Genomic DNA, 20278 nt, shown 5'->3' with positions numbered 1-20278 from the left:
GGAAATGGGTGATCAGATACTAGGTAATTTTCCACCTCGGTCGCGTCATCTTTGTATAGCCTATAAATACCTATAGACGTAGTTTTCTATTTCCTACTGCGCAGCTGGTACCAGCCTGTCACCGTTCCCCTATCATTACAGGGGGCCTCTCGGCACATGATCAGGCACGTCACCACGCTCTCGCTTCTAGCGTTAATCGCCAGTTGCACGACCCAAACGGCGCAGACACCCAAGCCCGCTTTCGACAGCAGTCGCAATCCGGACATGTTGACGCCAGACCTCTATCCTGGCGGCGCCGTTCCTGAAAAAGAACCAGTAGTGCGCTATGGCCGCTACACCCTCGTCAGCACGCTGCCAGATTCTGGCCAACGTGACCTGATGGCTCAGATTATCGACATCAGCATTCCAGCCAACATGCACCCAAATGTGCATGAGGCCATGCAGTACGTGGTGGACCGTTCAGGTTATACGCTTTGCTCGGCAGACTCTGGCCACGTCAACATCCTTTACACCCGACCACTCCCAGCAGCCCAATATAAACTTGGCCCTATGACCCTGCGTAACACCCTGCAGGTGCTCGCAGGTCCGGCCTGGCAGGTGAAGGTCGACGAGGTCAACCGTCAGGTGTGCTACGTCCTGCGCCCTGGCTACCAGCTCCCGGACTCTCCACGTCCTGCATCAACTCAGATTGCTCAACTCAACACATCGACAGCTGCACAGCCTATCGCAGCGAAGAGCAATAACAATGATGCGGGCAGCCAAGTAGTAGTCGCCGCCGTTCCCCAAACAGCGCCTTTCACAACAACGGCATCAGCCGCTACCCCTGTGGCGAACGCTGCACCAGCCAAAACCGTGGCCCCTCCTACGGTGATTACCAAGGATGGCTCTACAAAACAAACGTCTGCCTTGCCGACTCAGAGTCCGGCCTCGACTTCGTCCAGCAACCCAGATGCCAAGGCCGCTTCAACTCCGAAACTGGTCACCGCGCCGTCCGCAGTTTCTGCAGCGCCAAAGCCGGTTGCGACGGACATTGCAGCGCCGAAGCCGCTGGCCCAGACATGGACGGCTTCAACTGGCTCAACCCTTCGTCAAACCGTCGAAGGCTGGGCTGAAAAAGCGGGCTGGAAACTGATGTGGCAGGTCGATGATTTGGATTACTCAATTGACGCTCCACTTCGATTTGAGGGCAGTTTCCAAGAAGCCATTGGGTCGATTTTCCCTCTCTACGACTCGGCTCCACGGTCCTTTCTGGTCGATGTGGTCGACAGTAACTCCTCACAGCGGCTGATTTTTATTACAGAGAGGAACAAATGATGACTGCTCGTCTCTGGATCAAAAGCACAGCCTTGTCACTTATCGTCGCACTGGTGAGTTCCTGTTCGCTGCAGCGTGTGAATGAATCGGCCAGCCGAGCTGAAAATGACGCTGCGACAGCCTCTCAATACAGCCGATTTCTGAGAAATCAGCAGCAAGAGTCCGCGCGCGCTACGGTGGTGTTCAGCGACAAACCATGGGTGTCCAAAAAACCGCTGGTCGCCAAGCGTGGTTTACCGCTGACCATGGATTGCGACATCACCTATCGCCCCTCATATAACGTTGGGATCGCTGAGATCGCGCAGTACATCACTAGTGAATGTGGTGTACCGGTCATCGTAGCCCCTGACGCAATCGACCCAAGTGTCCTTTCCAGTTCGACGCAGGGCAACTCAGGACCTGCAGTTCCACCTGGTTTGGGCTCTGCCGACAACCTGACCAACTTCATGCCCGCCGGCGTCATCGGCAATGTTCCGAGCAACGCCCGCTCAATGAATTCGATTGGGCTGACTGCACCCAACACATTCCCCATTAAGTACAGCGGCAAGCTGTCAGGGTTGTTGAATCAAGCGACCTCCCAGTTGGGCTTAGCGTGGAATTATTCCTCCGATGATCGAAGCGTGCATGTCACTTACTTCGACACCAAGACGTTCGACGTCTGGGCATTTGGTGATGACCAGGTCATTGAAAGCACAGTGAAGTCGGGCTTGCTGACCGCTACAGGCAGCGGGAGCAGTTCCGGTGGTGGTGGCGGCGGATCTTCGTCGACAGGTGCATCGGGTGAATCAGGCAGCAACCAGAGCACCACCGTTACCATCAAGACCTCGCTGATCGGAGACATTGAAAAAAACGTCAAGGCGATGCTGAGCCAACAGCCCCAAGGTCGGATGTTCCTCTCGCGTTCCACTGGCACCCTGACGGTAAGTGATCGACCAGAAGTACTCTCAAACGTTGCTAAATACCTGAATTCGATCAACAGCAGTATCACCCGTCAGGTGTTGTTCAACGTCAAAGTTTTCGAGGTAACTCTCACCGACACAGACCAGACCGGCCTGGACTGGACGGCTGTCTATACGTCCTTGAGCAACAAATGGGGCTTTTCGCTGAAGAATGCCACCACCGGCATAAGCACGGGCGCGGTGTCGGGCTCGTTGAGTATTTTGGACACGTCGAAGTCTCCTTGGGCTGGCTCCAACTTAATCATCAAAGCACTTTCCGAACAGGGCCGAATCTCGAACGTTCGCTCGCCGTCGGTCACCACGCTGAATCTGCAGCCGGCACCCATCCAGATCGGCAACGTAAAGAGCTATGTCGCATCAAGCTCGACAACCACTACGGCTTCCGTTGGATCGTCTACTTCGCTCACCCCCGCGACTATCACCAGCGGCTTCAACATGATGTTGCTCCCTCGAATCATCGACCAGGACAACATGTTGCTGATGATCACCCTGAGCATGAGTAGCAAACCGACCTTCACCACTTTTACGAGCAACGGCTCCAGTGTCCAGACAGCGGATTACGACACCAAGAATCTGTCGCCCAAGGTCAAATTGCGCAGCGGTCAAACCCTCGTACTGACTGGTTTTGAGGAGAACAGCGAAAACGCAACCAAGTCTGGCGTAGGGGATCCTGGATTCTTCGGTTTGGGCGGCAGCCGTGTCCGCACCACAGGGCACAGCGTACTCGTAGTGCTGATTACTCCTGTTGTTGATAGCGACACAGGCAGCCCCAGCGCGGTGATTTCACCTGCTGCCAACGAGCCTTGGGGCTCTTGCCCTACCCCACTGCTGCATTGCACAGGTTCCAAGGGGTAAGCCATGGTTGCGGAAACCTCAAAAAATGCACGCTCTGCTCGAGTCCAGGTACTCCAGTATCGTGGAAAATCATTTGTCACCGGTCTGCGCTGGCATCCGCTGGGTAGTGTCACCGGGCACATGAAGGAAGCGCGCCAGTACGGTCGTGAGCACCACCTCGACATTGTCGCCATTAGAAGAACACCAGCCATTATTCAGGCAGGTTTTGTAGCGCGCAGCGAGGAGGTCATCAAAGGGATGTACTCGCTCGCGGCCACCCTGGCTGGACAGCTGGGGGACTCATGGATCGCGGCCTGGAAAACTGAAAGCGAGATTGACCAATATGCCCTCGTTGCTGTGTATCAAGGTGGCGTGATCTCTGGCTGCGACATGATCGGCACTGGTGCTGAGGTCCGCCGCCGAGTCGCGCAACAACGCAGTCGTGGGATCAACTTCGACAACGAGTACCTGCCCCCAGAGTTCGATATGGGCGGTCAACCACTGGACGTGGCAGAGCTGCTTCAGCCGTCGCATCTAAAACGCGAGTACCGGCTACGGCCACTCGTCTTTGGGCTATCCAAACCAGAACTTGTACAGCTGGCGGTTCTTGGCGTGCTGATCGCTGCCGGCATCATCGGATGGGCTCAATGGCAGAACCATCAGGACCAGATAGCCAAAGAGGCGGCTTTCCAGGCTGAACAGCAACGCCTGGCAGAGTTGGCCAGACTGCAAAAAGAATCCGGTATGGAACAGACGCCCCAAGCGCTTGAACACCCTTGGGCCAAACGTCCATCTGTTGCAGATTTCCTGGAGGGTTGCAGCAACGTCATTTATCAGTTGCCTCTGTCCATTCAGGGATGGCAGTTCACGAGTGCCGTCTGCGACGGCGCACAGGTTTTGTCCTCCTATAAGCGCTCGGGCAATAGCACGGCCGACAAACTGATACAGGCGACGCAGGGCCACTTTTCTGATCGGCCGGCCTTCTTTGACGAGGGCAACTCGGCCACGTTGAAATTCGACATCTCTCTACCCGCAGCCGGTGATGAGCCTCTAAAAGACGCCATCGTGATGTTGGCGAACCTGTCGTCTTGGCTGCACAGCTTCACTCAAACCCCAGTGCTGAAAGAAGTGCCGGTCGTTGTGCCCATTCAACCAGCGATACCGGGCCAACCTGCGCCACCGCCGCCCCCACCGCCTCAATGGAAGCAATTCGAGCTGAGCTATGCCACTGGCATTACGCCGCTGGACTCATTATCCGGCGCACCCAGTCAGGGCTTACGGCTGCGCGAAATCACAACCAAATATGAGACCGGCCACCTTGTCTGGTCAGTAATAGGTGACCTATATGCGAAATAAAGCGCTGTGCTTTTTGTGCTCCATCCTTGCGTTAGGGGCACCATCGAGCTGGGCAGATGAGAACACCCTATCTGGGGTGAACGTCGGCGAGCTGGCCCAGATTCAAAGCCAGACGATCTTGTTGAATGCCAAAGCCGAGAAGGCCAAGGCCGAAAGATCGATCAAGGGCGAAGACCAAAGTGCGACGACGCAGCCGTCAACTGTGTTTTTTTCTCAAGGAAACCTCACACAGCCGGCTGCAGCCTCGGCGCACAGCAGTGATACACAGTCTGACTTGCCTGTCGTGAAAGCGGTATTCGGCTCAGCAAAACGGCTGCGTGCGACTCTGCTCTACAGCAGCGGATTTGAAGTAGACGCAGATGCCTCATCTCGGGAGTTACCCGGTGGCTATCGCATGGCCATCCTCTCCGTCGAAAACGTGACCCTCGAGCGTGGCGGTAAGCGCTACCCCCTCGGCTTTTCCAGTACGCCCCCGGCCAGCTTGAGCAACGTTAACAATTCAGCCCCCAGCATTACCCCATCAGCACCTATGCCGCCTGGGCTGATCCCTGGCCAACGTTGATTGAGAAGTTCGATGACGATCCTGACTGAAAAACCAGATGTCATAGAGCCTGACAGTGATGAGTCTGCTGCAGTCCTACTGACGTCGCACCAAATACTGCTGACGGCCCCTGGTGGACCGTTTGAGCTGAAACCCGAGCTGCGTCAACTATGTGCGTTGACCAGCGATGGGATTTTGTATGTGTCAGCCCAACACCAAACGGATGCCTATGTCATGGCATTCGAGGACCAGCTGGAACACGAAAATCACCACTTTGAGGTCAAGGTCTGCTCGATGAGCACAATCAAGGCACTCTACCGCGCCAATGATGATGCAAATGGTAAAGCACTATCGGCGACTGAGACGAAGCGCCAGGCCCAGGTGGTGCAGCTTTTAGGAGAAGCCCACCGGCGCAATGCCAGCGACGTCCACTTTGTCGTAGGTCACGATATCACTCGAATCTTCTTTCGCATCCACGGGCTCTTGTGGGAGGCAGAACAGCACCAGAGCCAGGTGGGCATGGAGCTCTGCTCGTCCCTCTACAACAGCATGTGCGATGTCGCGAAAGACCACTACCAGCCGCAGGTGAGCCAGGACGCCAGGGTAAAACGCGCCTATGTCGACCAACTCGGTTTGTTCGGTGCCCGAGTCGCCACTCGGCCGCTCGTAGATGGCCCTCTGATGGTTTTGCGTCTGCTGTATGACGACAAAACCAAAATGACGCTTAGTGATCTCGGTTTCCTGACGCAGCAAATTGATGCATTCAGCCGCATCCGCAGCTTGCCTTATGGGGTGAACCTGATCACTGGACCCACCGGTTCCGGCAAATCGAAGTCGCTGCAGGTAAACCTGAACCTCTTGCACGAAGAGTGCGGTGGAACAAAACACATTCTGACGATGGAAGATCCACCTGAATATCCACTTCTCGCCAATCAGTCACCGCTGGGCGCCGGTGAAACCTGGAATGACGGGATCACCAATTCCATGCGACTCGACCCTGACATTCTCATGTATGGGGAGATCCGGGACCTTGCATCAGCACAAGCGGCTTTCCGCGGCGGTATGACTGGTCACCTGGTGCTGACGACACTGCACACCAACAACGCTGTAGCAGCTCTTCAACGACTGATCGACATGGGTGTAGACCGACACCTGGTTACTGATCCTGCACTGATGACAAGCGTGGTCAATCAATCCCTCTTGCCCGTGCTGTGTTCCCACTGCCGCGTCCCCGCACGCGAGCATCTCGGGCAGCTCAACAGTGCGCTGGTGCAGCACTTGCGCGATTTGGAAGCGATTGATGAGACCTACCTCAAAGGACCGGGATGCCCGCATTGCAAAGGCTTGGGCATCACCGGTCGCACGGTGGTTGCGGAAACTTTGCTCACCGACCTTGAATTCATGCGCGTTTTCAATGGGCAGGGTGCAAGTGCGGCACGTCGCCACTGGGTCAAGGAAATGGGCGGTATTACCAAGACCGCACACACGATCATCAAACTGAAACAAGGATTAGTAGACCCCCGCCACGCCGAAATGACGGTGGGGCCGTTGGACTTTGACCGGCAAATCCTGGAGCTCGCTCATGCTGAGTGACGTCAGAGCGATGCTGAATCGTTGGGCAGAGACCTTCTATGCCAAGCAGTTTGGCAAAAACGAAAGAATCCAGTTCTACGAGAGCCTGATGGGCATCCTTGAGGATGGTGTGTCGCTTGAAGACGCACTGCACACGGTGGCCAGAGCATTCAGCGATAACGGGCAGAAGCTCCATCCAGTGTCCCTTGCCTGCAGGGATATCGCGCAATCGGTAAAAGGTGGGAAATCGCTGAGCATTTCCTGCGAAGGCTGGGTTCCCTATGACGAGAACTCTTTGATCGCTTCCGGGGAAGACACCGGCAACCTGGTGCAGGCATTTCGGGACTGCGTGAGGATCATCGAAGTACGTCAGCGGATCAGCAAACTCGTAGCGTCCGCCACCGTTTTCCCCTCCATGGTGTGGAGCGTCATGGCGGCGTTGCTGTATGTGATTGCAGTGTGGATGGTGCCCTCCATGACACGACGCTCCAACCCCGAGGCGTGGACCGGCGTGCCGGCCTTCCTCTATGCCCTATCGAATTTCGTGACCCACTACGGGCTAGTGACGCTGATAGCTGTAATCGTCTTTATCCTCATATCGATCATCACTCTACCCGTGTTTTGCGGCCTTCAGATTACGGCCGCCAGCCCTTCGTGGAAGCTGCAGTTGAACAAGCTGCTCCAGGTCCTGCGAGTCCGAGCAGAGAGGCTCCCGCCTTGGTCAGTCTACAAGGCGCTCCACGGATCGATCTTTCTGCTCAACATGGCTGTGATGCTGCGCTCCGGCATCAACCAACTAGATGCGCTGACCTCTCTTCAACGCAATGCCTCTCCATGGTTGAAAGAGCGCCTGAGCGCCATTCATTACGGAGTGAGCGCCGGCAAAAACTTCGGTACCGCATTGAAGCTTGCGGGTCATCAATTCCCAGACCCCATGGCGATGCATTTTCTGGAAGTGCTCGCCACCCGCAAAGGCTTCGCTGAGTCGATGGAACGGTTTTCCAACCGGTGGCTGGAGCAAACGCTTCAGCGCGTCGAAGCCATCGCCAAATCTCTTATCGGCATGTCCTCCATGGCCATGGGGGTCATGATGATTCTGGTAGTGGTCGGGATCTTCCAGTTGGCCGGCAATGTGACTGCAACGCTTTAAATCAAACCTAAATGAGGTACTGGAAATGCCAACAAACACTCAAAACAACCAACGCGGATTTCTCTCCCTGGACGGGATGTTCTGGTTGATGCTGATCGCGGTGGCACTTGGTTTCATCGTGTTCATGGGCTACAGAACGTTCGGCAGCTCGGACGTCACCATTGAACAGAGCAATCTCGGCACGTTGCTGAGCAATACCAAACGACTGAAAAGCACCACGGGCTACGCCACGGCAGGCACCAACTTGGCGCCTTCTTTGATCAACCTCGAGGCAACTGGCGGCATGAGCATCAACGGTAATGCCCTGTCCAACCGCTGGAACGGCGCAGTGACCGTAATGAGCAACGGCATGACCTTCACCATCACAGAATCCAACCTTCCGAAAAATGCCTGCATCACCCTTGCCTCGAACATGGCCAAGGACAAACAGACAACGACGGCGATCAATGGCGGCACTGCAATTGCCGGCGAAATCACTGCGGTGGCAGCTGCGACCAGCTGCTCCTCGGACGCCAATACCATCGCTTGGACTTCGTACTAAGGAACTCAGTGTGAGCGTGATCTCTGATGCTGAATTCGTCGACCTGTACCTCGGCGATGGATTTGCCGACGCCAAAGGTCTCCCTGGGCAGGCACGAAGGGTTGAAGCGCCCGCCGAATGGCGGGCAGACCTTGAGCGCTTACGGGCGCAGTGCGAGGAAAAGCACAAGGCAACCCAGGATCCAGAGTTCGCCCTAATTGAAGATGGCGTCGTCCTTCGTGTAACCCAGTTGCTGGATTTGAATGGCAAGCCTGTGTTTGTCGTAAGCAAATCCTCAGTCCAGATCCGTCCATTGGACATGCTGGGTCTGCCCGACTATCTGCAGGACGCGCTGATGAGCGACACGGTACGCGGCCTGATATTTATTTGTGGGGAAATGGGCACAGGGAAAACCTCAAGTGCTGCATCACTGGTGAAAGCACGTCTCGAGGCCTGGGGAGGCATTTGTGTGGCTGTAGAGGATCCTCCAGAACCATTTTTGAATGGCAGGCATGGGAGTGGGCGCTGCATTCAAGTTCCGGTCTCTCGCCGGATGGGGGGATACGAGGAAGCTTTGATCCTAGCGCTGCGCACAAGAGCCGATTTCCTGTTCGTGGGAGAAATTCGCGACAGCTCGACAGCAGCACAAGTAATTCAAGCCTCGATCAATGGCCATCTCATTATCAGCACAGGTCATGCCGGCAGCGTTACTCAAGGCATTGAACGTATATCAGCCCTGGCTCAGCCGTTACTCAATAACGCCCGAGAGCTGCTCTCCAAGGGGTTGGTGGCTGTTCTTCACCAGTCCTTATCAAGTGGCAACGAAGGAAGTCGTCGATTAACCCTGCAGAGCCTGCTTTTCACAGGCGATGACGGACCGGGCATCCGAGAGAAAGTCCATGCAGGAAAGATCACGATGCTCGATCACGACATGGGGTACCCGACAATCTCAATATTGCGGAAATAGAGTCCCTGATACTTGGAGTAGATGGGGTCATGGAGGTCCATGATCTGCATGTTTGGGCTCTAAGTAGTGGCCGCAATATCCTGACGTCGCACGTAGTCGTGCGAGATTCATTAAATCGAGATGTTATTCTCGCATCAGTCATTGACGCGGTGAGTAAATCGTTCGAAATTCATCACTGCACGATTCAAATGGAGCAAGCAGCCTTTCATGATAATGCTCCGAAGCCTTCACACTAGTCGTTTTTTTGATGACGCTAATTGTTGTATTTGCAGGCAGAAGCCCTAAGAAAAATCGACTTAAGATGCGTTCCCCAAGACTATACGCGCTTTTAAATATGCATTACTGCCACCTCTAAATTTAACGACTAATCGAGTTGACCGGCGGCCAATATTAAAGGAGCCTTCAGGCAGATTCGCCTGCTACGCGCACTGAAGGCATCCGCCAGCTTTGGCCTTAAAAACCTTACCATTGACAGATTCTCGATTATTCCAAACAATCAATTTATCATAACTATCAATAATATTGCGCAAAAATTACAAATTTGCAAAGCTTACGCGCATTTAGCCAATTCGCGCTAGGATCAGTTATTATTGAGTTAATGTAATGCGCATGAAAATAAATAATGAAATTAAACACCAAGCACACAGCAGTACTACCAATCAGCGTATAACCACACTGGCGGCCGATTGGACTATTATTTTACTCACATCCTGAGATAAGTTATGCGCGTTCTAGTTGTGGAAGACGAAACCAAAAACGTAGAATACCTTCAGCAGGGCCTTTCTGAAAGCGGGTACATCGTAAATATAGCAAACAATGGTGTTGATGCCGCTCACTTATTCAATACTAATATTTATTCGTTTCTGCTTCTCGATGTGAACCTCCCTGACATCAATGGCTTGGACCTTTTGGAAGTCATTAGAGAAACCAGCCGGGTCCGCGTCATTATGCTGACTGCCTGGGGACGAACCAACGACAAGCTCAAGGGTTTGGACGGTGGCGCAGATGACTACCTCGTCAAGCCCTTCGAGTTTCCCGAGCTGCTTGCTCGCATGCGCTCGCTGCAAAGACGTGGCGACGAGCTTTTTGAGAAAAACGCGCTGAGAATTTCGGATGTAGAGCTCGACTCTGTGCGCCATCGGGTGTTCCGTGGATCTACACGCATAGACCTCAACACCAAGAAATTTGCTCTCCTGCACCTTCTCATTAGTCGAGCTGGCAAAGCACTTACACGCTCTCAGAGCATCTGGCTGATATGGGACATGAACTTTGACTGCGATAATAACGTTATTGACGTCTCTATCCGGCGATTACGCTCGAAGATCGATGATCCATTTGAGACCAAGCTCATACATAAACTTCGAGGCATAGGGTACGTTCTGGAGGAGCGCGCATGAGGCCGTTCAGTCTGGCTGTGAAGCTGGGATTCAAAGTCGGTTTGATGAGCGCAGCGCTGCTCCTCCTTTTCGCCACCTTTGGGTATGTGATGGTGAGCCAAGCTCTCGAGAGAAACTCCCGAATGGACCTCGAAGTGAAAATGGCGGGTATGACTCACAACCTATCCGCTATCACTAGTATCGCTGATGTCAATCCAGACGCGCACCAGCTAGTTGACTTGGTCATGGGGCACAATAATCTGTACGTCAGCATCTTTGAGTCAGGACAAACGCAAACTCCACTGCTCTCAATAGGTTCGAAGGCAGTCAACCTGGAAGTGCACAAGTTCAAGCCAACCGAGCAGGTTAAACAGCACGAGTGGCGTGACTCCACGGGTCGCCCGCTACTTAGCGCTTCGCGAGTAATGAATCTAGGCGATGGAACCGAAGTTAGTGTGTTCATGACCATGGACCAGTCAGCCAACCAAGCCCTGCTCGATGCATTGCTAACCTGGGCGCTGATGGTCTCGCCTCTTATTCTCTTGCTGATCTTGGCCATTGGATGGTGGACTGTGCGCAGAGGACTACTGCCTCTGACCAAGTTCTTGAGGATTGCCTCGAAAATTTCCACCGAGAGCCTTGATCATCGCCTACCAACGAAGGGGATGCCGGCAGAACTGAAGAAGCTCGGCGATGGAATCAATATCATGCTGATGCGTCTAGATGATGGGGTTCAGCAGCTATCGCAGTTCTCGGACGATCTTGCTCACGAACTGCGTGCACCTTTGTCCAATCTCATGGGTAAGGCTCAGGTTGCGCTGACCCGGGAAAGGTCTCTTCCTGAGTACCGAGAAGTCTTGGAGTCGTGCACGGAAGAGTTGGACCGCATGAGTCGAATGGTTTCCGACATGCTATTTCTAGCCCAGGTCAGCCACCCCGCGTCAATGGTAGAATTCGAAAATGTCTGTTTGCTCGACGAAATTCAGCGGGTCTGCGACCTCTTCAGCATTACGGCCGAAGAAGGCGAAATACAACTCCAGCTCACAGGAAATGGCGTGGTGCGTGGCAATCAGATAATGATTCAACGAGCCATCTCGAACCTTGTCTCGAACGCGATTCGCTACTGCCCAAGAGGCCGGACGGTTTACGTGAAAGTTCAACGCGGTGCTAACGGAACTACCTTGAGTGTTGGTAACCCGGGGCGCGGAATCGCCAAGGAACACCAGGTGCATTTGTTCGAGCGGTTCTACCGTGTAGACAAAAGCCGAGCACGAAATGAAGGTGGTACGGGTCTGGGCCTAGCTATAGTACAGTCAATTATGGGATTGCATCAGGGTTCTGCGAGCGTAGAAGTGACTGATCAGAATTTTACCTGGTTTCACCTCAACTTTCCCGACACCCAAATGAAGCAAACGCAAATGGGCGCAGCCTAGGTCCCGTATATGGAGGGGGCCGATTTTAGAAGAGCTCTCTTTTTTACTTGAAAGCTTTAATGCCTGAGGGCTGCCGTATTGTTTTGGTCTTTAGCTCGACGTCTAGAGGGGAAGGCAGCCCTACCCGAAAATATGGCGAGCAGCCACATATAACGCGACCTTATCGGCACGCCCCCCCCCCCCCGCCTTAAACTCTTTCACGCCCCTCTGAGTGAACCACAGACGGAGTCAAAAAAATTCGACAGCCAGTTTGACTAACCGCCAACGGCGCCGCATTTGAGATGCCAGCTAATCTAGCCGTTAGCTTCGATGCGTAAACAAAAATATCCAATCGCTGCTACACAGTCTTTAGATCGTTTATGGCTAGCTTCCACTAGTGGCAAAAAATCCAAAAACATCAATGGCTTAGATATCACATTAAAGGTTATGAAAGAAAAATAGCCTGCTTCGGAGCTTTCACAAACACAAAATTTATACCGTTTCACCAAACGCATAAATTACGAAATTGTAATGATTCCCTCACCCTGCTGTTAGCTTCAAAATCCTAAACTATCAAACCACAAAGGCTGCTAGTTAAGCAGACCTAGTAAACATCGAGGGCACAATGAAATTCATAAAACTCCTCTCTATTGGTATCGTACTGACTGGATTTATGAGTTCCGCTTTTGCTGAAGACGGTTTCGAGCGAACCAAAAATTTCAAAGATAACTTCCGAGCCGAGCAAGCTCGTCTATGGGGTCCTGATGTATCGGAGAAAAGTAAGCAGAAAATTGCTCAAGAAAAACAGAAAGAACCTAAGGGCATTAGCAGCAAGTCGACAACTAAGAGACAGTAAAAAACAATTAACACGATCAAAGCCATCGACAAAAAGCCAGATTAATATCTGGCTTTTTAGCAACCTCTCCCTAATTGTACTTATTAAATAATTTTTCAGCATCAAAGATAAATCCTGAGATGGATTATTCACTTTAAACTGAAAAGCAGCTAGAAATTTAAATACTCTCTTCGCCGGGCTCTTACTTTCAACGGGAGCCAGTAGCACTATCTCCTAGAATATTTTCACCATCCTGTGCAGTGTCCTTCCAGCGGCATAGAAGCAGTTGGCTCGCGTTCGTTTCAGTGATTATTTTGCAACCAACGTCTACAGGTAGATCAGAATCGCTGTCGCGCAAACGCCTGGAAAGGTAGAACGATCTGTCGCGAGGCCACTTGTCAGGATCTTTGATGCTTTTGGACATTCCCCGGCTATAAAACTCCGACGAATACGAGCGGCGGCCAGGATAAATCAGGGGGCCCGATTGAGACGACTGCACATCCAGCCAGGCCTGCACTAAATCTCGCTGGTTCTGAGGACGATCCTCAAGCACACCGTTATAGATAATACCGGCGCCCGCGACTGGCAGCATCAGAGCGCTCGCTGCAGCAGCCCAAGCAGTCTTTCTGCCCACTTCGCTGATACATTCGGCAAGGAGTAGCGTCCATGCAGGCAGAGCAGGAAGAAGATAGGTCCAGAGAATGTTACCAGAGAAAGTAAAGAAAACAGGTGTCGCCAATGCCCAAAGCCAAAGGTATACATCGAAGCGCTGCATCGTCCCACGCCTGCTAATAACGAGGGGTAGAAAGAAAGTCCAAGGAAGCAACGCTAAGCCAAGCTGAATCCATATGGTGCCGTAGGGCTTGGCGTGAGCACTCCCGTAGAGATCCCCGGCCCAATCACTTACAACATATCGGCTCCAGTGCTCGCCGACAAAAAAATACTCAAGGAAACCCGGCGTCTTCATTTCGGCTGCAATGTACCAAGGCACTGATATACCTAACATGAGAGCAATCCCCGTTACCCAAGGAAGCCTCAATACCCGATTCCATTGCTTGTAGATGACGATCCAAAAAAATGCTGGCGCGCCCATCAGTACCAAGGTCAGTGGCCCTTTAGCAAGCAGGCCCAAGCCGAGAGCTAAGAACATAAGGTAGGCATCCCCTTTGCCTGCGCACTTCATCCAACGCCAGAAACCATAGCTGGCCAACAGGATCGAGAACGATAAAACGGGGTCAGTCAGCACAACACCACTGGACACCAAGCCCAGCGCCGTGCCGGAAAAGATGATGGCTGCCCAAATGCCCGCCTTGCGCGATACCTCCTGTGTCGCGAGCCTGATGATGATGAAGCAGCTTGCCAAGTGGAGAAACCAGGCTGGGAATCGAGCAGCAAACTCATTGGTGCCGAATACCGTCATGCTCGCCGCTTGGGTCCAGAAAGACAGCGGTGGCTTGCCCCAAAATGGAACTCCGTAATCGAACATCGGAGTCACCCAGTCACTCAGTTCAACCATCTTGCGTGCCATTTCAGCGTAGCGTGCTTCAGAGGTATCCATCAGGGGATATACGCCCAGCCCCAGGAGACGCAAAAGCAGAATCGAACTCAGGATGAACCACAATGTTCGCTCGCTTTTCAAATTCAGCATTTCTTACCCTCGAGTGAGGAAGCCGGAGGATGAATAGTCATGGGTCGCGCTTCATTATTACTATTTAGAAAATAAAGGGGGCGGCGTTTGACCTCCGCGAGCGTTACGCCTACGTACTCGCCCACCAGTGCAACACCCACGCACATGAATGAAGCAATTCCGACAAGCAGGTGATGGATGTCAAAGGAGCCTGCTACCAGTACTGCGAGCAGGTAGCAGATGCTGGAGACAAAGAAACTGAAGCTAATGAGACTGAATATACGAAGCGGCTTGCGGGAGAAGCTGAGAATACTTTCGATGGCTAGGTCCAGCAGGCTAGCGGCGTTCCACTTGGTATTGCCGGCATGACGGGAAGTGCGATTGTAGGGTAACTCAATGGTGCGAAAGCCTACCCAGCCGATCAAACCCTTAAGAATTCTGGAGCGTTCGTCCAGCGCTCTTAAGGCGGCCAATGGAGCAGGACCAATCAGACGGAAGTCACTGACATCCACCGGAAGATCAACTTTCTCCACCAGGCGCTGCATGATCCAGTAATAGCTACGTGCACTCGTGCGTTTTAGCCAGGAGTCGCCAGTTCGCAAGTCGCGTTGCATGTTCACAACGTCGTAACCCATCTGCCAATGATATACCATACTCGAGATGAGTTCAGGTGGATCCTGAAGGTCGACATCAATGAAGATCAATGCGCTACCGCGTGCATGGTCGATCCCTGCACTTAACGCAGCCTCTTTTCCGAAGTTCCGACTTAGGAACAGGCATCGTACATTTGATCCATCTTGATAGTGTCGAAGTAGGTCTGCAGTTTGATCGCTACTACCATCGTCGACATAGAGAATCTCGCACGAAACAGGCAGGCGCTTTACAACTCTGGTGATGCGCTTGTGAAATTCCGGAATGGTTTGCTCTTCTTGAAAGCAAGGAACCACTATTGTTAACAAGGGGTCAGCGCGTTCGGAAAGCCGATGTGATGTCCGCATGATTGAATGTCCAGAAACGATGCGCAGTGAATCCGAGCGCAGTTAGGGTTAAAGTCACTAAAATCTGAGAGACAAGCGGTGAGAGATTGAATTTAATCAGAACCCACATACCTACACCATTACCGATATTAGTTGCCAACGAGACAAGTACAAACCTGATAGGTTGAAGCTTATAAATTCCCGTCGCCACGAAACTGAGCCTTCTATTACCAATATAGCTAATAATAGCGCCTATCACGCCTCCGCCAACGCTGGCTAACACTGGATCAGTAACTCCATTTACAATAAGCAGGAGAAATACAAAATAGTGCCCCCCGGTTGCTACGAATCCAATGCCTAGATAACGAATAAGCAAAGCTATGATCGACATGCTTGTATTTTCCATCTACAAAGACTAAACAACCCGAAGTGAAAAAAAAGTGAACTGCATGTAATTTCAGAACTAAATGATGCAGCACCTCGACAATAGCTGTGCCACCCAACAAACACCAAAAAACCCTAATAATAAACTGAACAAATAACTCTAGCATGATCCAGAGATTACAATTCTGATAAGAGCATATACATGATGGCACTTTAGATCTTGGACAATTAAGCACTTTCTCAAAACATGAAAACCAGTAACGACACCAATAATTACACCAATTAAGTATCAACTTACCAACCAGTGATCCATTTTCTCACGAGCGCCCATCAGTTTAAACAAGAAGCAACCTGCTAAACGTACGTGTCGTCGAGCTAAGCCCATATATTCAGTGTTTATTTTTGGTTGGGTAGCAAGCTAGTACGACCCAGAACTTGCTGCCACACCATCGACTTTCGTTTTTCGTTCAAAGCCTGAGGACTCACCTAAAGCAATTATCCGGAGTTAAGTCTTTAAGTAAGCCTAAGCCCCGAGCCAATTATAAACTTTCCAATAAACACCCTTATCAAGCCGCACTTCGACTGAGTCAGTGCTCATGCTTTGCCTGGATGTCACAGAAATCAGTTTTTTTCAAAATTCGCTGCTTCTGAGTGCAAATTCGCCGGCCTAAATTTTTTAGCTGGACTTGACTTACTTTTGGGGAGGGGGGCAAGGACTGACAATCTTTGGTTAAAACATGTCAAGGACCATAGAAAACGCCAGGCATCGCCTGGCGTTTTTCTATGGCCTCTAAAAATCCTATCGATGCATTCAATTTTTGTTGTTGACACATTGGGAAAACAAAGAATAACGAATCGTATTAAGCTCACCCCGCGAGTCTTCGTAGGTCATCAACCGTTGATACACCTCGCAAGTACGGGGATCCTGGGACTGACGCACAAATTTTGCAACATCAATCTTCATTCCATACTTGTAGTCCTGAATCTCTGGTATTGGCTTATTATTTTTCGCCGCATAGCTAGCCACGGCGTTCTGATGTTCCTGAATATATTGCAACTGCTTCTTTTCGGAAAACGTAGTAGCTTGTGAAACTATAGGCAAAACAGCTAGGGCTGCCGCAATGATAAGCTTTTTCATAAGGTCCTCTCAATATCAATCTTATTGGGAGTAACCTTATCAACTCACAGGCATCACCGGCATGACGGTAAACTTACAATTTTGAAAGGTGACAACAATATCCAGAATGAAAAGCCCACAACGTTGCTGTGGGCTTCTGTTATGGGCTATCAGCTACCCGCTTCATCACCATCATCATCTTTGCGGTGTGCCCATTGATACAGAGCAGGAAGCACCAACAGAGTAAGCACGGTAGACGAAAGAATCCCGCCAATCACCACTGTCGCCAGTGGCCGCTGAACTTCAGCACCGGTACCTGTTGCGAGAGCCATCGGGATAAATCCGAGGGATGCGACTAGGGCTGTCATCAGAACGGGCCTTAGCCGTGTCAACGCGCCTTCATCTACCGCTTGCCGGAGGGTACGTCCTTCCTCCCGCAGCCCGCGGATAAAAGAAATCATAACCAGGCCGTTTAGAACTGCCACACCGGACAGCGCAATGAAGCCAACTCCCGCCGAGATAGACAGCGGGATATCCCGCAACCACAGTGCAACTACACCGCCGGTGAGTGCGAATGGAATTCCGGTGAAGACCAGCATGCCATCCTTCAAGTTGTTGAACATCAGGAACAGCAGTGTCATGACCAGAAGCAATGCGACTGGAACAACGATCTGCAGACGCTTGGCTGCTGATTGCAACTGCTCAAACTGGCCACCCCAGGTAGTCCAGTAGCCTGCTGGGATCTGCACAGTAGCCAGCGACTTAGTCGCTTCTTCAACGAACGAGCCTAGGTCACGGCCTCGAACGTTTGCACTAACTACTACCAGCCGTTTCCCATTTTCGCGGCTGATCTGGTTCGGGCCCAACTGCAAGTCAAGATTAGCGACTTGGGACAGAGGAATGAACCCTATCTGATTAGCATCCTGAGCAACATTAGCAGGCACAGGAATCAGCAAGCTGGACATACCCGCTACGTCAGTGCGCACGGTCTCAGGCAGTCGCACCACCATATCGAACCGACGATCGCCCTCATACAATGTACCTGCCTGGCGGCCACCCACAGCAATAGCAATTGAGTTTTGCACATCCGCGATGTTCAAACCGTAGCGTGCTGCTTTTTCGCGGTCGATGTTGATGGTTAACACAGGAAGGCCGGAAGTCTGCTCAACCTTGACCTCCGATGAGCCCGGTACCGCTTTAAGCGATGCCGCGATTTTGTTGGCGGTGCTGTTGAGCGCGTCCATGTCATCGCCAAAAACTTTCACCGCAACGTCACTACGCACGCCCGAAATCAGCTCGTTGAAACGCAACTGGATCGGCTGGGACAACTCATAGTTGCTTCCCGGGACACCTGCTGCGGCTTTCTGCACCTCAGCGATCAGCTCATCACGAGGCTTATTGGGATTTGGCCACTGATCCTGAGGCTTAAGCATTATGTAGGCGTCAGAGGCGTTAGGCGGCATTGGATCAGATGCGATTTCTGCAGTACCCGAGCGTGCGAACATCCGCTCTACTTCTGGGACCTGCGCTATTACCGCTTTCTCCAGGCGCTGTTGCATCTCGACGGACTGAGTAAGGCTCGTTCCGGGCACTCGCATAGCCTGCATCGCAAAGTCGCCCTCACTAAGGCTGGGAATGAACTCGCTACCCATACGACTTGCAAGTATACCGCTAAGTACGACCAGAGCTACTGCAGCCGAGAACGCAATGTTCCGGTGCCCAAGAACCCATTGCAGTATCGGCTCATAGCGCTGTCGGGCGGTGCGCATTACCACGCCCTCCTCTTCCTTGACCTTGCCAGTGATGAACATGGCGATAGCAGCAGGAACAAAGGTTACGGAAAGAATCATTGCCCCCAGCAGCGCCATTACGACAGTGAATGCCATGGGGTGGAACATTTTTCCTTCGACGCCGGTTAGGGCGAAGATCGGCAGATACACTACCATGATGATCAACTGGCCAAATATCAGTGGCCGGCGAGCTTCACCTGCAGCGGCAAAGACTTCATGGAAGCGTTCTGCTTTGGTGAGTATGCGACCATGCTTGTGTTGCGCATGAGCCAGTCGGCGGATCGCGTTTTCTACTATAACCACGGCACCATCTACAATAATGCCAAAGTCGAGTGCTCCCAAACTCATTAGGTTTGCACTAACCTTGTTGTTGAACATACCTGTGAAGGTAAATAGCATGGACAGCGGGATCACCATTGCGGTGATCAGTGCTGCGCGGATGTTGCCGAGGAACAGGAAGAGAATAGCAATTACCAGAATCGCGCCTTCCACCAAGTTCTTCTTCACCGTCGCAATGGCTTTTTCAACCAAGTTGGTACGGTCATAAACGGTCACAGCAACCACGCCCTTCGGCAGGGTGCGGTTGATGTCGGTCAATTTGGTGGCCACAGCTTGGGACACTGTACGACTATTTTCACCAATCAGCATAAATACGGTACCGAGTACTACTTCGCGACCATTCTCAGTAGCAGCCCCCGTTCGCAGTTCTTTACCGATGCTGACTTCAGCAACGTTGCTGATGCGAATCGGCGTGCCATCTACACTGGTAATTACGATGTTGGCAATATCTTCGATATTGCTTACCTGACCCGGCGCACGAATGAGCAACTGCTCACCATTACGCTCGATGTAACCGGCGCCCACGTTGGCGTTGTTGCTTTCCAATGCAACTACCAGGTCATTAAGTGTCAGCTTGTAGGTAGCCAACCGCTTCGGGTCCGGCGCAATCAGAAACTGCTTGGCGAAGCCACCGATGGTGTTGATCTCGGCAACACCAGGGACGTTGCGCAGCTGCGGCTTGATAATCCAATCCTGGATCACTCGCAGGTCGGTGGGAGTGTAAGGAGTACCATCTTCTTTGAGTGCGCCATCTTCCGCTTCAACGGTCCACAGGAAGATTTCACCAAGCCCGGTGGATACAGGCCCCATGACGGCCTCGACCCCATCTGGCAACTGTTCCTTTGCAACCTGCAAACGCTCGTTAATGAGTTGGCGGGCAAAAAAGATGTCAGTACCGTCTTTGAAGATCACGGTGACCTGTGACAAGCCGGAGCGAGATAGGGATCGGGTTTGCTGAAGGCCCGGAAGACCGGCCATGGCCGTTTCAACTGGAAACGTGATCCGCTGTTCGGTTTCCAACGGCGAGTAACCAGGGGCGCCAGTGTTAATCTGCACCTGGACGTTTGTGATATCAGGCACCGCATCAATGGGCAGTTTTTGGTAGCTGTAGATACCTATACCGGCCATGATTAGAACTGCGATCATTACTACGATGCGCTGCTCAATGGCGAATCTGATGATACGTTCAAACATAAGAAATCATCCTG

17 protein-coding genes are annotated in these 20278 nt (G+C 52.2%); 12 read left to right on the top strand and 5 right to left on the bottom strand.

Annotated features, from left to right (window positions below):
* The first annotated feature begins 156 nt into the window (after nt 1-156).
* From pilL2 to MF6394_RS03230, 12 genes are all read left to right on the top strand, one after another.
* On the top strand, nt 157-1314 hold the full coding sequence (pilL2, locus tag MF6394_RS03285; RefSeq protein ID WP_019818090.1) for a PFGI-1 class ICE element type IV pilus protein PilL2: 1158 nt from the start codon (nt 157-159) through the stop codon (nt 1312-1314).
* Nucleotides 1314-3128, top strand: a complete 1815-nt coding sequence (gene pilN, locus MF6394_RS03280; RefSeq protein ID WP_019818091.1) for a PilN family type IVB pilus formation outer membrane protein — start codon at nt 1314-1316, stop codon at nt 3126-3128. The genes pilL2 and pilN overlap by 1 nt, the downstream gene beginning before the upstream one ends.
* Nucleotides 3129-3131: 3 nt before the next feature.
* Nucleotides 3132-4463 carry a type 4b pilus protein PilO2 gene (gene pilO2, locus MF6394_RS03275; RefSeq protein ID WP_024073376.1) on the top strand — a complete coding sequence of 444 codons (1332 nt, stop codon included), beginning with the start codon at nt 3132-3134 and terminating at the stop codon, nt 4461-4463.
* Nucleotides 4453-5025, top strand: coding sequence for a type IV pilus biogenesis protein PilP (gene pilP, locus MF6394_RS03270; RefSeq protein ID WP_008437355.1), 573 nt, complete (start codon nt 4453-4455; stop codon nt 5023-5025). The genes pilO2 and pilP overlap by 11 nt, the downstream gene beginning before the upstream one ends.
* Nucleotides 5026-5037: 12 nt before the next feature.
* Entirely contained in the window at nt 5038-6597 is a 1560-nt protein-coding gene (locus MF6394_RS03265) for a GspE/PulE family protein (protein ID WP_019818093.1), read from the top strand.
* Nucleotides 6587-7726, top strand: coding sequence for a type II secretion system F family protein (locus MF6394_RS03260; protein WP_019818094.1), 1140 nt, complete (start codon nt 6587-6589; stop codon nt 7724-7726). Before MF6394_RS03265 ends, MF6394_RS03260 begins: the two co-directional genes overlap by 11 nt.
* A gap of 76 nt (nt 7727-7802) precedes the next feature.
* Nucleotides 7803-8267 (top strand): type 4 pilus major pilin, encoded by a 465-nt coding sequence (locus tag MF6394_RS03255; RefSeq protein WP_008437358.1) that lies wholly within the window; start codon nt 7803-7805, stop codon nt 8265-8267.
* A gap of 10 nt (nt 8268-8277) precedes the next feature.
* Nucleotides 8278-9213 carry an ATPase, T2SS/T4P/T4SS family gene (locus MF6394_RS03250; protein WP_078466178.1) on the top strand — a complete coding sequence of 312 codons (936 nt, stop codon included), beginning with the start codon at nt 8278-8280 and terminating at the stop codon, nt 9211-9213.
* 29 nt (nt 9214-9242) lie between these two features.
* Nucleotides 9243-9449, top strand: a complete 207-nt coding sequence (locus MF6394_RS35115) for a cation transporter dimerization domain-containing protein (protein ID WP_443217238.1) — start codon at nt 9243-9245, stop codon at nt 9447-9449.
* Nucleotides 9450-9935: 486 nt separating this feature from the next.
* Nucleotides 9936-10610, top strand: a complete 675-nt coding sequence (locus MF6394_RS03240) for a heavy metal response regulator transcription factor (protein WP_019818106.1) — start codon at nt 9936-9938, stop codon at nt 10608-10610.
* Nucleotides 10607-12022 (top strand): heavy metal sensor histidine kinase, encoded by a 1416-nt coding sequence (locus MF6394_RS03235; RefSeq protein ID WP_019818107.1) that lies wholly within the window; start codon nt 10607-10609, stop codon nt 12020-12022. Before MF6394_RS03240 ends, MF6394_RS03235 begins: the two co-directional genes overlap by 4 nt.
* A 604-nt stretch (nt 12023-12626) precedes the next feature.
* Nucleotides 12627-12857, top strand: coding sequence for a hypothetical protein (locus tag MF6394_RS03230; RefSeq protein WP_019818108.1), 231 nt, complete (start codon nt 12627-12629; stop codon nt 12855-12857).
* Between the two features lie 187 nt (nt 12858-13044).
* On the opposite strand, the gene MF6394_RS03225 is transcribed toward MF6394_RS03230, so the two are convergent.
* The 5 genes from MF6394_RS03225 to MF6394_RS03205 all read right to left on the bottom strand — a co-directional run bounded on the left by MF6394_RS03225 (nt 13045) and on the right by MF6394_RS03205 (nt 20264).
* Complete coding sequence (locus MF6394_RS03225; protein WP_019818109.1) at nt 13045-14484, bottom strand: ArnT family glycosyltransferase; 1440 nt, start codon at nt 14482-14484, stop codon at nt 13045-13047.
* Nucleotides 14478-15461 carry a glycosyltransferase family 2 protein gene (locus MF6394_RS03220; RefSeq protein WP_024073373.1) on the bottom strand — a complete coding sequence of 328 codons (984 nt, stop codon included), beginning with the start codon at nt 15459-15461 and terminating at the stop codon, nt 14478-14480. Before MF6394_RS03220 ends, MF6394_RS03225 begins: the two co-directional genes overlap by 7 nt.
* On the bottom strand, nt 15427-15846 hold the full coding sequence (locus MF6394_RS03215; RefSeq protein ID WP_024073372.1) for a GtrA family protein: 420 nt from the start codon (nt 15844-15846) through the stop codon (nt 15427-15429). The genes MF6394_RS03220 and MF6394_RS03215 overlap by 35 nt, the downstream gene beginning before the upstream one ends.
* A gap of 789 nt (nt 15847-16635) precedes the next feature.
* Nucleotides 16636-16962: a DUF2790 domain-containing protein gene (locus MF6394_RS03210; RefSeq protein ID WP_019818112.1), complete on the bottom strand. Its 327-nt coding sequence runs from the start codon at nt 16960-16962 to the stop codon at nt 16636-16638.
* 149 nt (nt 16963-17111) lie between these two features.
* Nucleotides 17112-20264 carry a CusA/CzcA family heavy metal efflux RND transporter gene (locus MF6394_RS03205; protein ID WP_024073371.1) on the bottom strand — a complete coding sequence of 1051 codons (3153 nt, stop codon included), beginning with the start codon at nt 20262-20264 and terminating at the stop codon, nt 17112-17114.
* Nucleotides 20265-20278 lie beyond the last annotated feature (14 nt).

Source organism: Pseudomonas sp. MF6394 (genome assembly GCF_002018845.1).
GTDB classification, from domain to species: domain Bacteria; phylum Pseudomonadota; class Gammaproteobacteria; order Pseudomonadales; family Pseudomonadaceae; genus Aquipseudomonas; species Aquipseudomonas lactis.
Note: the sequence above shows the minus strand (reverse complement) of the source record. Positions and strands in the feature narration are given on the sequence as shown.

What these genes read in the sequence shown, in the direction of transcription:
- MF6394_RS03235 (WP_019818107.1), top strand. Translation starts at nt 10,607, where the DNA reads ATGAGGCCGTTCAGTCTGGCTGTGAAGCTGGGATTCAAAGTCGGTTTG.
- pilN (WP_019818091.1), top strand. Translation starts at nt 1,314, where the DNA reads ATGACTGCTCGTCTCTGGATCAAAAGCACAGCCTTGTCACTTATCGTC.
- MF6394_RS03260 (WP_019818094.1), top strand. Translation starts at nt 6,587, where the DNA reads ATGCTGAGTGACGTCAGAGCGATGCTGAATCGTTGGGCAGAGACCTTC.
- MF6394_RS03225 (WP_019818109.1), bottom strand. Translation starts at nt 14,484, where the DNA reads ATGCTGAATTTGAAAAGCGAGCGAACATTGTGGTTCATCCTGAGTTCG.
- MF6394_RS03265 (WP_019818093.1), top strand. Translation starts at nt 5,038, where the DNA reads ATGACGATCCTGACTGAAAAACCAGATGTCATAGAGCCTGACAGTGAT.
- MF6394_RS03230 (WP_019818108.1), top strand. Translation starts at nt 12,627, where the DNA reads ATGAAATTCATAAAACTCCTCTCTATTGGTATCGTACTGACTGGATTT.
- MF6394_RS03210 (WP_019818112.1), bottom strand. Translation starts at nt 16,962, where the DNA reads ATGAAAAAGCTTATCATTGCGGCAGCCCTAGCTGTTTTGCCTATAGTT.
- pilL2 (WP_019818090.1), top strand. Translation starts at nt 157, where the DNA reads ATGATCAGGCACGTCACCACGCTCTCGCTTCTAGCGTTAATCGCCAGT.
- MF6394_RS03240 (WP_019818106.1), top strand. Translation starts at nt 9,936, where the DNA reads ATGCGCGTTCTAGTTGTGGAAGACGAAACCAAAAACGTAGAATACCTT.
- MF6394_RS35115 (WP_443217238.1), top strand. Translation starts at nt 9,243, where the DNA reads ATGGAGGTCCATGATCTGCATGTTTGGGCTCTAAGTAGTGGCCGCAAT.
- pilO2 (WP_024073376.1), top strand. Translation starts at nt 3,132, where the DNA reads ATGGTTGCGGAAACCTCAAAAAATGCACGCTCTGCTCGAGTCCAGGTA.
- MF6394_RS03220 (WP_024073373.1), bottom strand. Translation starts at nt 15,461, where the DNA reads ATGCGGACATCACATCGGCTTTCCGAACGCGCTGACCCCTTGTTAACA.
- MF6394_RS03205 (WP_024073371.1), bottom strand. Translation starts at nt 20,264, where the DNA reads ATGTTTGAACGTATCATCAGATTCGCCATTGAGCAGCGCATCGTAGTA.
- MF6394_RS03215 (WP_024073372.1), bottom strand. Translation starts at nt 15,846, where the DNA reads ATGGAAAATACAAGCATGTCGATCATAGCTTTGCTTATTCGTTATCTA.
- pilP (WP_008437355.1), top strand. Translation starts at nt 4,453, where the DNA reads ATGCGAAATAAAGCGCTGTGCTTTTTGTGCTCCATCCTTGCGTTAGGG.
- MF6394_RS03255 (WP_008437358.1), top strand. Translation starts at nt 7,803, where the DNA reads ATGTTCTGGTTGATGCTGATCGCGGTGGCACTTGGTTTCATCGTGTTC.